14 protein-coding genes are annotated in these 13,373 nt (G+C 75.7%); 9 read left to right on the plus strand and 5 right to left on the minus strand.

Features of this window, described 5'->3' with window-relative positions; all coding sequences use genetic code 11:
• The first annotated feature begins 51 nt into the window (after positions 1-51).
• Genes JAO84_RS08300 through JAO84_RS08310 form a run of 3 tightly spaced genes read left to right on the plus strand, consistent with a single transcriptional unit; the run spans position 52 to position 2,425 of the window.
• Positions 52-963: a pseudouridine-5'-phosphate glycosidase gene (locus tag JAO84_RS08300; protein ID WP_370411778.1), complete on the plus strand. Its 912-nt coding sequence runs from the start codon at positions 52-54 to the stop codon at positions 961-963.
• Positions 960-1,883, plus strand: coding sequence for a carbohydrate kinase family protein (locus JAO84_RS08305; protein WP_370411780.1), 924 nt, complete (start codon positions 960-962; stop codon positions 1,881-1,883). Before JAO84_RS08300 ends, JAO84_RS08305 begins: the two co-directional genes overlap by 4 nt.
• On the plus strand, positions 1,880-2,425 hold the full coding sequence (locus tag JAO84_RS08310; protein WP_370411782.1) for a hypothetical protein: 546 nt from the start codon (positions 1,880-1,882) through the stop codon (positions 2,423-2,425). Before JAO84_RS08305 ends, JAO84_RS08310 begins: the two co-directional genes overlap by 4 nt.
• Here JAO84_RS08310 and JAO84_RS08315 read toward each other — a convergent pair.
• Positions 2,364-3,008 (minus strand): uridine kinase, encoded by a 645-nt coding sequence (locus JAO84_RS08315; protein ID WP_370411784.1) that lies wholly within the window; start codon positions 3,006-3,008, stop codon positions 2,364-2,366. The genes JAO84_RS08310 and JAO84_RS08315 overlap by 62 nt on opposite strands.
• 90 nt (positions 3,009-3,098) lie before the next feature.
• On the opposite strand from JAO84_RS08315, the gene JAO84_RS08320 reads away from it, so the two are divergent.
• Positions 3,099-3,881, plus strand: coding sequence for an SDR family NAD(P)-dependent oxidoreductase (locus JAO84_RS08320; RefSeq protein ID WP_370411786.1), 783 nt, complete (start codon positions 3,099-3,101; stop codon positions 3,879-3,881).
• 68 nt (positions 3,882-3,949) lie between these two features.
• Positions 3,950-4,321, plus strand: a complete 372-nt coding sequence (locus tag JAO84_RS08325; protein ID WP_370411788.1) for a MerR family transcriptional regulator — start codon at positions 3,950-3,952, stop codon at positions 4,319-4,321.
• 1 nt (position 4,322) lies between these two features.
• On the opposite strand, the gene JAO84_RS08330 is transcribed toward JAO84_RS08325, so the two are convergent.
• On the minus strand, positions 4,323-4,979 hold the full coding sequence (locus JAO84_RS08330; RefSeq protein WP_370411790.1) for a winged helix-turn-helix transcriptional regulator: 657 nt from the start codon (positions 4,977-4,979) through the stop codon (positions 4,323-4,325).
• Between the two features lie 84 nt (positions 4,980-5,063).
• Between JAO84_RS08330 and JAO84_RS08335 the strand changes: the two genes are divergently transcribed.
• The 3 genes from JAO84_RS08335 (at position 5,064) to JAO84_RS08345 (ending at position 7,581) form a co-directional block, all read left to right on the plus strand.
• Entirely contained in the window at positions 5,064-6,275 is a 1,212-nt protein-coding gene (locus JAO84_RS08335) for a pyridoxal phosphate-dependent aminotransferase (RefSeq protein ID WP_370411792.1), read from the plus strand.
• Between the two features lie 126 nt (positions 6,276-6,401).
• Positions 6,402-6,860: a hypothetical protein gene (locus JAO84_RS08340; RefSeq protein WP_370411794.1), complete on the plus strand. Its 459-nt coding sequence runs from the start codon at positions 6,402-6,404 to the stop codon at positions 6,858-6,860.
• A 61-nt stretch (positions 6,861-6,921) separates the two neighbouring features.
• Positions 6,922-7,581: a DUF2293 domain-containing protein gene (locus JAO84_RS08345; RefSeq protein WP_370411796.1), complete on the plus strand. Its 660-nt coding sequence runs from the start codon at positions 6,922-6,924 to the stop codon at positions 7,579-7,581.
• Positions 7,582-7,876: 295 nt separating this feature from the next.
• Here the strand turns inward: JAO84_RS08345 and JAO84_RS08350 are convergent, their stop codons facing one another.
• Entirely contained in the window at positions 7,877-8,662 is a 786-nt protein-coding gene (locus tag JAO84_RS08350; protein ID WP_370411798.1) for a chaplin, read from the minus strand.
• Positions 8,663-8,848: 186 nt separating this feature from the next.
• Here JAO84_RS08350 and JAO84_RS08355 point away from each other — a divergent pair, with 186 nt between their 5' ends.
• Positions 8,849-10,672 (plus strand): hypothetical protein, encoded by a 1,824-nt coding sequence (locus tag JAO84_RS08355; protein WP_370411800.1) that lies wholly within the window; start codon positions 8,849-8,851, stop codon positions 10,670-10,672.
• Here JAO84_RS08355 and JAO84_RS08360 read toward each other — a convergent pair.
• Together JAO84_RS08360 and JAO84_RS08365 are read right to left on the minus strand one after the other, a co-directional pair.
• Positions 10,669-12,825: an NB-ARC domain-containing protein gene (locus JAO84_RS08360; protein ID WP_370411801.1), complete on the minus strand. Its 2,157-nt coding sequence runs from the start codon at positions 12,823-12,825 to the stop codon at positions 10,669-10,671. The two genes, JAO84_RS08355 and JAO84_RS08360, sit on opposite strands and share 4 nt — an antisense overlap.
• 26 nt (positions 12,826-12,851) lie before the next feature.
• Positions 12,852-13,346, minus strand: a complete 495-nt coding sequence (locus JAO84_RS08365) for a hypothetical protein (protein ID WP_370411803.1) — start codon at positions 13,344-13,346, stop codon at positions 12,852-12,854.
• Positions 13,347-13,373 lie beyond the last annotated feature (27 nt).

Below are 13,373 nucleotides of genomic sequence, written 5' to 3' on the forward strand. Positions count from 1 at the left end.
CGGTGAGGTTTGCGGGGCGGGTGGCCGCGCCAGAGATCCAGCATGTCCACCATGTCCACACAGGTGTCCGAAGAAGTACGGGAGGCGCTCCACGCGGGGCGCCCGGTCGTCGCGCTCGAATCGACGATCATCGCCCACGGCCTGCCGCGCCCGCGCAACCTGGCCGTGGCCGAGGAACTGGAGGCACTGGTCCGGGAGGGCGGGGCGGTGCCCGCGACGATCGCGGTGCTCGACGGGGTGGCCCGGATCGGCCTCGACGCCCCCGCGCTCACCCGGATCGCCGAGGACCCGTCGGTGCGCAAGCTCGGCCATCGCGACCTGGCACCCGCGCTCGCGAGCGGGGCCTCGGGCGCGACGACCGTGTCGGCGACGGCCTGGCTCGCCGAGTCCGCGGGTATACGGGTGTTCGCGACCGGCGGCCTCGGCGGCGTGCACCGGGAGTGGACCGAGACCCAGGACGAGTCGGCGGACCTGCGGCTGCTCGCCGAGGTCGGCGTCACGGTGGTGTGCGCGGGCGTGAAGTCGATCCTCGACGTGCCGGCGACCCTGCAGCGCCTGGAGACGCTTGGCGTGACCGTGCTCGGTTACGGCACGGAGATGTTCCCCGGCTTCTACCTCGCCTCCTCCGGCGAGCGGGTCGACTGGACCGTGCGGACCCCGGCGGCGACGGCGCGCGTGATGCGCGCGCGGGACGAGCTGGGCGGGCCGCGCGGGGCGCTTGTCGTCGGCAACCCCGTACCGGCCGCGGAGCAGTTGGACCCGGCCCTGCACGACCGGGTGCTCGCGGCCGGGCTCGCGGCGGCGCGGGAGAAGGGGATCACGGGGCAGGCGGTGACGCCGTTCCTGCTGGAGTATCTGACGGTGCACACGGAGGGCGCGTCCCTGGAGGCGAACCTGGCAGCGGTACGGGGCAATGTGGCGCTCGCCGCCCGGATCGCCGCCGCGTACCGCGACCAGCTGTGACCGGGGCCGGGGGCGGCTCTGGCGGGCTCCTGGTGGTCGGGGACGTCGTCACGGACGTGGTCGCCCGGCACGACGCCCCGCTCGCGGCGGCGACCGACACGGCGGCCCGGATCCGCACGCTGCCCGGCGGCGCGGGGGCGAATGTGGCGTGCTGGGCGGCGCGTTCGGGCTGCGCCGACGTGCGCCTCCTGGCCCGGGTCGGCACCGACTCCGCCTCCTGGCACGACCGGGCGCTGCGCCGCGCGGGCGTCCAACCGCTCCTTGTGACGGACCCGGAGGCGCCGACGGCGACCGTGATCGCGCTGGTCGGCGCGGACGCGGAGCGCACTTTCCTGACGGACAGCGGGGCGGCGCTGCGGCTGGCGCCCGGCGACTGGGCGCCGGCGCTGCTCGACGGGGTCGGCCGGGTGCATCTGTCGGGCTACCTCTTCTTCGCCGAACCCAGCCGCGCGACGGCGGTCCGGGTGCTCCGGGACGCGCGGGCGGCGGGCCTCCCGGTGAGTGTGGACCCCGCCTCGGCCGGTTTCCTCGCCGCCCTCGGCGCCGAGGCCTTCCTCGCCGCGACGGCGGGCGCCGCCTGCCTGCTGCCCAACGCCGACGAGGCCCGCTTCCTGACCGGCCGCCCGGACCCGGCCGAGGCTGCGGCGGCCCTCAGCCGCCACTACCCCCTGGTCGCCGTCACCCTCGGCCCCCACGGCGCCGTCCTCGCCGCCGACGGCCACATCACCGCCCACGTCCCGGCCCCACCCGCCACCCCCGTCGACACCACCGGCGCCGGCGACGCCTTCACCGGCGCCTTCCTCACCGCCCTCCACACCGGCGCCTCCCCCACGGAAGCGGCCACGGCGGGCTGCACGGCCGGCGCCCTCGCGGTAGCGGCGGTCGGCGCCCGCCCCGACGGAGATACGGTCACCGGATGACCCCGGGAAGCCGAATGGACCCAGGCCGGCCGCCCGCCGCCTGCCCGCTGCACGGCCGCGGCGCGGACCCACGGAGCCTGGTGGGCCGCCGGATCACGGAGGTCGTCGCCTCCTGGCGCGTGTACGGGACGGAGGCACCCGACGGCCCGGTCGAGGTGTGGCTGCGCGACGACCGGGGCGGGACGGTCCGTGTCACGACCGGCTCCGACTGGTGCCTGACGGTCGAGGAGTCGGCGCCGCACGCGGGCTACGACATGGGCCCGTCGGGCCGGATCGTCGTGCACTCGGCAAGCGCGGACACCCCGTTCGCGCCCCACGTCGGGCGACGCGTCCTGGCGGTCCGGGAGGAGCACGACCCGCGGACCGGGCGCACCGGTCTGGAGCTGTCCTTCCCGGCCGGCCGGGTGCGGTGCGCGACCCGGTCCGGGGACCTCGCCCTGACCGGGCTTCCGCCGGACCGGCCCGATCGACAAGACACCGCTAGTCGCGCGCGTCCCGCCACCCCGTCCATGCCGGCCTCCGCGCGTCGTCCGCGCGGATGACCGCGTCGGCGGTGTCCGCCGGGCCGACCTCCGACTCGTAGCGGGCGAAGGCGGGCAGCGTCCAGGGCTGTTCGGTGCGGCGGGCCAGGGCTCCCGGGGAGAGGCGGAGGTGGAGCTTCAGGTCGAAGGGGTACCAGTGGCCGAGCAGGAAGGGGCCGTGGAGCAGCAGGACGCCGCCCGGCGGGAGGGGGACGGCGGGGCTGCGGGTGGCGCGGTCGGTGACCGGGTTCCAGAAGTCGGGCAGCACCCGCCCGCTGCCGCCCGGCTCCAGCGGGCCGAACACCTCGCGCCACAGCGCGCCCGTGTCGTACCAGTCGGAGTAGTACGCGTCGGGGTCCTGCTTGCCGTACTCGAAGCGCAGGGACTTCGGGCGCAGGAACCCGTCGGTCGCGACGACGAGCACCGACCGGCCGCGCAGCCGCAGCACCGCCGCCACGCGCTCGGCGAACTCCCCGCCCGGCGCGGCCGGGGCCCCGTCGACACCCACCTTGAGCCAGTCGCCGCCGTCCCCGGGTTCGGTCCGGTCGACACGGTCGGCCACGGTGTCGGCCAGCCGCTCCCAGCTGATCGCTTCGAATCGCATCCGTCCCATCCTGCCGTACGGGGCTCGCCCAACAACGCTCGCCGCCCGGGCTTGACCTTGCCGCCGGCGGCAGGGTTCGACGATCTCCGCATGAACCACACGAACACCACCACCGCACAGCCCGCCACCACGCCCCGGGTCGTCGTCGTGACCGGAGCCGGCACCGGCATCGGGCGGGCCACCGCCCGCGCCTTCGCCCGGCAGGGCGCAACCGTCCTCGCCGTCGGGCGGCGCCCGGAACCGCTCGACGGGACGGCCTCCGGCCACCCCGCCATCCGCCCGCTCGTCGCCGACGTCACCGCACCCGACGCGCCCGAGGCGATCGTGCGCACCGCCCTCGACACGTACGGGCGGCTCGACGTGCTCGTCAACAACGCGGGCATCGCCACCGGCGGCCCGCTCGCCACGCTGGACCGCGACGTGCTCGGCCCGCTCCTGGCGACCAATCTGGTCGCCCCGGTGCTGCTCACCCAGGCCGCGCTCGACGCGCTGGCCGAGGCCGCCGGCGGCGGAGTGGTCGTCAATGTGACGACCACGATCGGGCAGCGCGGCTGGCCGAACAACTCCGTCTATCCGGCGACCAAGAGCGCCCTGGAGACCCTGACCCGCTGCTGGGCGGTGGAGCTCGCGCCGCGCGGGATACGGGTGGTGGCGGTCGCACCCGGCGCGATCGAGACGCCGATCGGCGAGCACGCCGGCCTGACGCCGGAGCAGCGCCGCGCCGTACGGGAGTGGCAGGCCGCGCACACCCCGCTGGGGCGGATCGGCCGGCCGGAGGAGGTGGCCTGGGCGATCACGGCGCTGGCCTCGCCGGACGCCGGGTTCCTGACCGGCACGGTGCTCCCCGTGGACGGCGGCGCCCTCGTCACGTAACGCCTGGCTCCACTCGCCCCCGCCCCCTCCCGTCACACGTGATACGAAGGCGCGAGGAGGTGGGGACCTTGCGTATCGGTGAACTGGCTCGCCGGACCGGCACGACCGCCCGCGCGCTGCGGCACTACGAGGCGGCCGGGCTGCTCTCCTCGGCACGCGCCGCCAACGGCTACCGGGTGTACGACGAGGGCGCGGCGGTACGGGTGGCCAACATCCGCCATCTCCTCGGCGCGGGGCTGACCCTGGAGGACGTGGCCGCGTTCGCCACCTGCCTCGACGGGGACGTGCCCGCGGCCCCGCCGTCCCCGCGCGGCCTCGCGATCGCCCGGGAGCGGCTCGCGGTGCTCGACGCGCGCATCGCGGCGCAGACGGCGGCCAGGGACCGGCTCGCCGCCGCCCTCGCCGCACATGCGGCGCAGGCCTCAAGGTCCGGTAGCTAGCTCACCCGACGGACACCCGTCCCGACTCCACCGCCTCCGTCAGCTCCGCCCGCCCCGACTCCACCGCCTCCGCGAGCGTCAGCGCGCCCTCCGCCAGCGCCCGGCAGGTCGCCGCATCGGTGCGCAGCCGCACCTCGGCGTCGGCCGCCGGCCCGTCCCCGTACGCGAACTGCCCGTCGGCCCCGCTGCGTACGTGGAACTCGCCCTCGTCCAGGGTCACATGGACGACCTTCGCGCCGAGGCCCGCGAGCGCGTCGAGGAGCGGGACGGCGAACCAGTGCGCGCGGACGGCGTCGGTGGGGCGCAGGTCGCCGAGGGCGGGCGCGCCCCAGGCGGCGAGGGCGCGCAGCACGGGCAGCAGTGCGCGGCCGCGGTCGGTGAGCTCGTAGACGTACGCGGAGACGGGCGGCGGCAGCTTGCGGCGGGTGACGAGGTCGCTGCTCTCCATGTCCTTCAGCCGGCCGGCGAGCATGTCGGTGCTGACGCCGGGGAGATCGGCGTGCAGATCGGTGTAGCGGCGCGGCCCGGCGAGGAGTTCACGGACGATCAGCAGGGTCCACCGGTCGCCGACCGCGTCGAGGGCGCGCGCTGCGGCGCAGTACTGGTCGTAGCTCCGGCGGCGGGTCGAGGGGCGCGGCGGGCGCGACTGAGCTGGCATGCGACGCAGTCTAGACATGTTGTTGGACTTTCCAAGCTCGAACTTGGTAAAACCAAGCATCAACACTTCTGGGGAGGTCGGCGCATGGAGTTCCGGCAGTCGAGCAAGCTGAGCGAGGTCTGCTACGAGATCCGCGGACCGGTCATCGAGCAGGCCAACGCCCTGGAGGAGGCGGGCCACAGCGTGCTGCGCCTCAACACCGGCAACCCCGCGCTCTTCGGCTTCGAGGCGCCCGAGGAGATCGTCCAGGACATGATCCGGATGCTCCCCCGGGCGCACGGCTACACCGACTCCCGCGGCATCCTGTCCGCCCGCCGCGCGGTCGCCCAGCGCTACCAGTCGATGGGTCTGACGGACGTCGACGTCGACGACGTCTTCCTCGGCAACGGCGTCTCCGAGCTCATCTCGATGGCCACCCAGGCGCTCCTGGAGGACGGCGACGAGGTCCTGATCCCGGCCCCCGACTACCCGCTGTGGACCGCCGTCACCACCCTCGCCGGCGGCAAGCCCGTGCACTACGTGTGCGACGAGTCGGCCGACTGGTACCCCGATCTCGACGACATGGCATCGAAGATCACCGACCGCACCCGGGCCGTGGTGATCATCAACCCCAACAACCCGACCGGCGCGGTCTATCCGAAGGAGATCGTCGAGGGCATCCTCGACCTCGCCCGCCGGCACGGCCTGATGGTCTTCTCCGACGAGATCTACGACCAGATCGTCTACGACGAGGCCGTGCACTACCCGACCGCCTCACTCGCCCCCGACCTGGTCGTCCTCACCTTCGGCGGCCTGTCCAAGACCTACCGGGTGGCCGGTTTCCGCTCCGGCTGGATGATCGTCACCGGTCCGAAGCAGCATGCCGCGAGCTATCTGGAGGGGCTGACCATGCTGGCCTCCATGCGGCTGTGCCCGAACGCCCCCGCGCAGTACGCCATCCAGGCCGCGCTCGGCGGCCGGCAGTCCATCCACGAGCTCACCGCCCCCGGGGGCAGGCTGCGCGAACAGCGCGACCTGGCCTGGCGCAAGCTCAACGAGATCCCCGGCGTCAGCTGCGTCAAGCCGAAGGGCGCGCTCTACGCCTTCCCGCGCCTCGACCCGGCGGTGTACCCGATCCACGACGACGAGAAGTTCGTCCTGGACCTGCTGCTGCGGGAGAAGATCCAGGTGGTGCAGGGCACGGGCTTCAACTGGCCGCGCCCGGACCACTTCCGGATCCTCACCCTGCCGTACGCCGACGATCTGGACGCCGCCATCAGCCGCATCGGGCGCTTCCTCGCCGGCTACCGGCAGTAGGGGGCGGAGCTCGCAACCAGCCCGTTCCTGCGATTCCTGCGATTCCTGCGATTCCTGCGATTCCTGCGATGATCTGACGGGTCGTCGCAGGAGCGAGCAGGAGTGAGGGGAAGGGGCGAGTCCGTCATGGATGCCGCGCTGATAGCCGTCGTCGGAACGCTGCTGGGGGTCGTGGCCACCCACTGGTTCCAGGGCCGGGCCGCCGAGCGCACGGCCTCGCTCGCCCGGACCGAGCAGCTGCGGCAGGAACGGATCGCGACCTACAGCGCCTTCGCCGGCGCCGTCGTCGACTACCGGCAGAGCCAGAACGACCGCTGGTTCAAGGCCCACCTGGAGCCCGGCTCCGAGGAGGCCGAGAGGTCCCGCCACGCCTCGTACCAGCAGCGCACGGCCGCCCGACAGGCGCTCTTCCGGGTCCAGTTGATGTGCGACGACCCGCGGACCCGCCGGCTCGCCGAGGCCGCCTTCGAGACCACCCACTGCATGCACGAGGCCACGGACGACGCCGAGCGCACGCTCCGCTCGGACGAGGCCAAGGAGGCCCTGGCCCGGTTCATCGAGGCCGCGGCGCCCGGGGTGCGCTGACCACGGTCCCCACCGGCGGGCGCGGGGGATGCGCCGGGGTACGCGCGGGTAGAACACCGGCGTGGATCTCGTCGCCCCCGTCGTGGTCGAACCGCTCCGGCGGCGCCGCTGCTCGGAATGCCGCCAGGGCCCCCTGGAGCGCATGATCGTCGAGTTCAACGCGCCCGTGTGTCTGGACTGCGCCGACCTCGGGCATCTCGTCTTCCTGCGCCGCGGGGACACCGCCCTCACCCGACGGGCCCGCGAGGGCAGTGGCCTGTGGGCTGTGGTCGTACGGCACAACCGGCGCCGCACGCGGTACGAGCGCCAGGGCCTGCTCGTCGAGGAGGCGGCGCTGGTCCGGGCCGAGGCCGCCTGCCTCGCGGACGCCGAGGCCCGGGCGCGCCGCCGGGCCCGGGACGCGGCGCGCCGGGCCGCGCGGGACGCGGAGGTCACGGCGGCCCTGGAGGCGGAGATCCTGCGGCTGTTCCCGGGCTGCCCGGGCGAGCGCGCGGAGCGGATCGCCGCGCACGCCGCGGCGAAGGGCAGCGGCCGGGTGGGGCGTACGGCGGCCGGGCGAGCGCTCGACCCGGGCGCGGTCACGGCCGCGGTGCGGGCCGCCGTACGTCATGTCGACACCGACTACGACGCGCTGCTGATGGCCGGGGTGCCCCGGCACCAGGCCCGGGCGCGGATCGCGCCGGCCATCGAGACGGTGCTCCGGTCCTGGCGGGCGGGCTGAGGGGCGCGGCGACGCGGCGCCCTGAACTCGGCCCTCCGGCCCACGAAGTGGCCCGCTGAGAGCGGGCCGCGCACCGGACCTGGCCGGCCGTGGTCGGCCACGGTCGGCTGGTGCGTCGGTCAGGCACGGCTGGTACGTCGGTCAGGCCTGGCCTGCAAGTCGGTCAGGCCCGGCCGGCTGCGGTCGGCCGCAGTCGGCTGTGCGTGAGTCAGACCTGGTCGGCACCGTTCGGACTCCGAGGCGCCATCGCGCACCGAAGCACCGTCGGACCCGCGGCACCCGCGGCCGTGCGTCGTCAGGCCTGGTCGGCCGACGCGCGGCGGGCCCTGCGGTAGAGCAGCGCGCCGCCGAGGAGCAGCGCGGCGCTGGCCGGGGCGGCGAAGCCCAGGGAGTCCGAACCGGTGCTGGCGAGCTGGACCTTGGTCGACTGCGGGACGGGGCCCTGCTCGTGGCTCGGGGCCGGCGGCAGGTTGCGCACCGGGGTCGGCGGGTGCGGGGTCGGGGTCTCCGGCTCGTCGCACTTCTCCTCCGGCGCCGACTCGTTGACCGAGGTGTTGCCGATGGCGGGGTTTCCGATGCCGACCACGTTCACCGAGTTGCCGCTGACGTTGACCGGGAGGTCGACCGGCAGCTGCAATCCGTTGCCGGACAGGACGCCCGGGGAGCCCGCGGTGTGGCCCTCGGCGGTCGCGCCGCCGCCGTTCTGGGCGCCGCCGTGCGAGGAGCCGCCGCCGGCGCGGGTGCCGGAGTCGGACGAGCCGGCGCGCGGGGTGCCGGGCAGGTCCTTGTGGGCGGGGCTGCCGGCGTGGGCGCCGGAGTCGTCGGCCCGGGAGCCGCCGGAGGTGTTGGCACAGCTGTTGCCGGCCGCCGGGTTGAGCAGTCCGACGACGTTGACGGTGTTCCCGCAGACGTTCACGGGCACGTGCACCGGCAGCTGAACCGTGTTGCCGGAGCCGACGCCCGGCGAACCGACCGCCGCGCCCTGGGCCGCGGAGTCGGCGTGGGCGGCGCCCGCCGACAGCGCGAGCGCGCCGCCGGTGACCAACAGTGTGGCCAGACCACTTCGGCGAATGTGCCTCATGGTTTCCTGCCTTCCGGATGTCTTCACGGGCACTCGCCCGTACCCGAAATAACGCCATCCGTGAGGTGGCCGGATCCGGCGCCCGACGTCTTTCACTCCAACGAGGGAGTGTGCGGCGGGCGATCATGCCCCGACGTGCGGCGTTGCCGGTGGGCTACGGTGGCGCGGAAGGGGGGTGAGCTGACCGTGGGGCAGGATCGACTGCGGGTGCCGGTGGGACGCGACGCGGCGCGCTGGCGAACGCGCGGGACCACGCGCACGGTGCTCTTCGTCGTCCACAACGTCACCTCGGCGACCCGACTGCTCGACGTACTCCCCCTCTTCGACGACGCCCCGGACGTGCAGACTCTCGCGACCTGTACCGGGTCCTCGCCGTTCCTGGCCGGGGTCGACGCGCTGCTCGACGGCGCGGGACTGCCGGTGGTGCCCTGGGAACAGGCGAAGGAGCTGGCCGCGGCGGGCGGTGTGGACCTGGCCGTCAGCGCGAGCTATGGCGGCGAACTCCAGGCGTTTCAGGGGAAGTTGACCATCCTCTCACACGGCACTGGATACAATAAGAGGCTGGCGACACCGGACACCGGACACCGGACACCGGACACCGGGCTCGGGGGCGAGGGTGCGGGCGGCGGCGCCGCGCCGGTGTTCGGGATGGCGCCCGACTGGCTGCTGCACGAGGGCAAGCCGCTCGCCACGGCGACCGTCCTGTCCCACCCCGAGCAGCTCGACCGGCTGCGCCTGGCCTGCCCCGAGGCCGCGGAGACCGCCGTCCTCGCCGGTGATCCCTGCTTCGACCGGATGCTCGCGCTCCGCCGCCGGCGGCCGGCGCTGCGGCGCGCGCTCGGTGCGGGCGACGGGCGCCGGCTCGTCGTCCTGAACTCCACCTGGGGCCGTGCCTCCCTCTTCGGCTCCGACGCCTTCCCCGCCCTGCTGCGGGAGTTGACGGAGACGCTGCCGGTGGACGAGTACCGGCTGTGCGCCGTGCTCCACCCCAACATCGGGTACGGGCACGGCCCCGGCCAGGTGCGCGCCTGGCTGCGCCGGGCCGCCGCCTCCGGGCTCACCCTGATCGACCCGCTGGGCCCCTGGCGGCAGACCGTCGCGGCGGCCGACTGCGTCATCGGCGACCACGGATCGGTCACGTACTACGCCGCCGCCCTCGGCCTGCCGGTGCTGCTCGGCGCCTTCGCGGATCGCGATCTCGACCCGGCTTCGCCGGTCGCCGCGCTCGGCCGGGCCGCGCCGCGGCTGCGGCCCGGGATCCCGCTGCGGACGCGGCTCGACGCGGTGATCGACGGCCATGTGCCGGGGCGGTACGACGGGTTCGCGGCGCTCGCGAGCTCGGACCCGGGCGGCTCGGCCGGGCTCCTGCGGACCTTGTTCCACTCCCTGCTCGGCACCCCCGAGCCCGTCCGGCCCGCCACACTCCCCCAGCTGCCGGTCCCGGGCACCATCCCGGGCGAGGACGCCCTCGGAACCCCGGACCTCACCGTTCCGCTCAGGGTCCTCACGCGCGTCCTCGCGGGCGGGCCGCCGGAGGTGGCCGTGACCCGCTACGCCGACCCGTCCACCGAACCGGCCGGCCCGGACGCCGAGGACGCGGAGGACGCGGAGGGCACCGAGGGCGCCCACACGGTCGTGGACGAGGACACCCCCGACGCGGGGCGGCTCGCGCTCGCGGACCTGGTCACCGACCGCGGCCTCACCGGCGCCCCGCCGGGCCCGCGCGCCGCGGAACTCCTCGCCACCCACCCGTACGCAGCCCTCGCCGCCGTCCGCACCGGGCCCGGCCGCTGTCTGGTCCGGGACCGCACCGGCACCCTGCTCGACCTCACCGCCCTCCCCCGCCAGGACGGCTTCCCGGACCCCTGCGACCCCTTCGCGTACGCCTCGGCCGTCCTCGGCTGGCAGGCGACCGGCCGCCCGCTCACCGCGCTCACGGAGGCGGGCGTCCTCGTGGTGACGACGGGCCGGGTGTGCCACCGGGTGGCGGTACGGGCCGTTCCGGCCTAGGCGTCCGAAGCGTCGGTCGGGTCGGTCGCGGCGAGTTCGGCGCGCAGGGCGGCGGCGCGGGGTGAGCCGAGGCGTTCGTGGAGGCCGGCCGCCTCGGTGAGAAAGGCGCGGCGTTCGTCGGGAGTGGCCGCGGCGCGGGCGCGGAGTTCCGCGAGGGCCGCGTCCTGGACCGGGGCCTTCTCCTGGCGCATCCGCTCGGCGGCCTCGGCGAGGACGTGGGCGGCGCGCTCCCGGTCGCCGGCGGCGAGGGCCGCCTGGCCGAGGCTGGTGAGGACCCGGGCCTGGTTGTACGTGTCGGGGACGGGCAGTTCGGTCATGAGCCGCCCGGCCTGCTCCAGGGTGGCGGCGGCCCGGGCGTGCTCGCCGCGGCCGGAGAGGGCGCGGCCCCGGTGGTGGGCGAGCAGGGCGCGGGCGCGCGGGTCGTCGGTGAGGGTCTCGGCGGCGAGGAAGCAGGCCTCGGCCTCCTCGTACCGGCGCTGCTCCAGGCGTACCAGGCCCAGGGACTCGACGGCGGTCGCCTCGCCCCGGCGGTGGCCGCAGCGGCGGTCGGCCTCGGCGGCCGCGGTGAACGCCTGCTCGGCCTCGTCGAGGCGGCCGAGGCCCTTGAGGGCGAAGCCGAGCTGGGCGTGCATCCGGCCCTCGGCCTCGGGGACGGCGGGGCAGCGGGCGGCGGCGCGGACGCCGAGCCGGTGGGTGGCCAGCCAGTCCTGGTGGAAGCCGTGCCGGAGGAAGAGGCTCCACAGCGCCTCGCACAACTGCCAGGTGAGGTCGTCGAGTCCGTACTCGTCGGCGGTCCGCACCGCCTCGACAAGGTTCTCGCGCTCGGCGAGGAGCCAGTCGGTGGCCTGTTCGGCGGTGCGCGGGTCCGGGGGCAGCCGGTCGTAGGCGGGGCCGAGGTGCCAGCGGCCCGGCATGACGCGGGCGTCCGCGGCGGCGGCCGCGGCCAGGTGGTGGCGCAGCAGCCGGCCGACGGCCGCGGCGGCGCGGGGGTGGCCGTCGACGCGCAGCGCCCGGCGTTCGGCGTGGACGCGCAGCAGGTCGTGGTGGCGGTAGCGGCCGGCGGCGTGCTCCTCCAGGAGGTGGATGGCGGCGAGTTCGTCGAGCAGGTCCGCCGCCTCCGGTTCGGTCACCTCGGTGAGCGCTGCGGCGGCGGGGGCGGTGAGCGCGGGCCAGGGGCGCAGCCCGCCGAGCCGGTAGAGACGGGCGGCGCCGGGGGTGAGGTCGTCGTAGGAGGTGTCGGCTGCGGCGGTGACCGGGTCGGTGGTGAGCGAGTCGGTGCCGTCGTTCCCGGGCTCGTCGGACGGTGCCGCCGCGGTGGCCATGTCCTGCTCCAGCTGCTGCCAGGTGAGGTGGGTGCGGACGGCGAGCCGTTCGCCGGCCATGCAGAGGGCGAGCGGGAGTCCGCCGCAGCGGCGGGCGACGGCTTCCGCCGCGGCGGGGTGCGGCGCCTCGCGGCCGGACAGCCGGGTGAGGAGGAGGGCGGCGTCGGCGGGGCCGAGCGGCGGGAGCTGGATCACCCGGGCGCCGGCCTCGCGGGTCAGGCCGTCGAGCCGGCGGCGGCTGGTGACCAGGGTGAGCGAGCCGGGGCCGGTGGGCAGCAGCGGCAGCACCTGGGCGGCGGAGTGGGCGTTGTCGAGGACGGTGAGCATCCGGCGGTCCGCGGTGAGGGTGCGGTACCAGTCGATCTGCTCCTGCTCGTCCGCCGGCAGGTAGGGCGGGGCGACGCCGAGGGCGCGCAGGAAGCGCACCAGGACGGTGGACGGCGTGGCCGCGGTGGCGGTGGCGTCGCCGCGCAGGTCGGCGTGGAGTTGCCCGCCGCCGTAACGGTCCCGCAGCCGGGCGGCGAAGTGCAGCGCGGTGGCGGACTTCCCGATGCCGCCGGTGCCGGTGAGGACGACCACCCGGGGCGCGGGGTCCTCTTCGAGCGTCCCGTCGGCCCCGTCCAGCAGAGCCGTCAGACGGGCGAGTTCGTCATGTCGGTCGGTGAAGTGGGGTGCGGGGGCCGGGAGTAACCGGGGTGCGGGGCTGCCGGGGAGGATCGCCGGGACGGCGGCGGCCACGGTCAGCGTGTCGATCCGCCCGGCCTGGACGACGGGCCCGTGGACGGTGGCGGTGCCGCCGATCTCGTTGCGCACCACGGGGCCGGGGGACACCGGGCCGTACGGTACGGGGTCCGGGCTCATGCGCGAGGGCCGTCCGGGGCGGCGCCCGCGCCGGTGCCGCCCGGGCCGCCGGTCTCGTGGACGGTGTGCATCCGGTTGACCGTGCCGACCTGGAGGACGATGCCGTGGCTTCCGCCGGTGAGGGTGTTGTTCACGGTGGTGACGTTCTGCGGCACGGCGGTCTCGGGGCCCGCCAACTCGGCGAGGATCCGGCGCAGTTCGGCCGCCGCCTCGGGGTCGGCGAGCAGGCTGCGGCGCATCCGGGCGCGCCATTCGACGCGGGCCTCGGTGCGCGCCTCGTCGGCCGCGTCCTGGTCGCCGCCCTGCGCGGCGCGGACCAGTTCGTCGCGGGCGGCCTCGAGTTCGGCGCCGACGGCCTGCTCGTCGCCGCCGGAGCGGGCGGCGAAGAACGCGGCCACCCGGGTACGGGCCCGCTCCCAGCCGTCGCCGACCATCTGCTGGACGAGGGCCGTCGCCCCCGCCGTCGCCAGCGCCACCAACTCGGCTTCCACCGGGCCCCCTTCACCGCCTGCTGCGTC

Source organism: Streptomyces fradiae, from assembly GCF_041270065.1.
Taxonomy (GTDB): domain Bacteria; phylum Actinomycetota; class Actinomycetes; order Streptomycetales; family Streptomycetaceae; genus Streptomyces.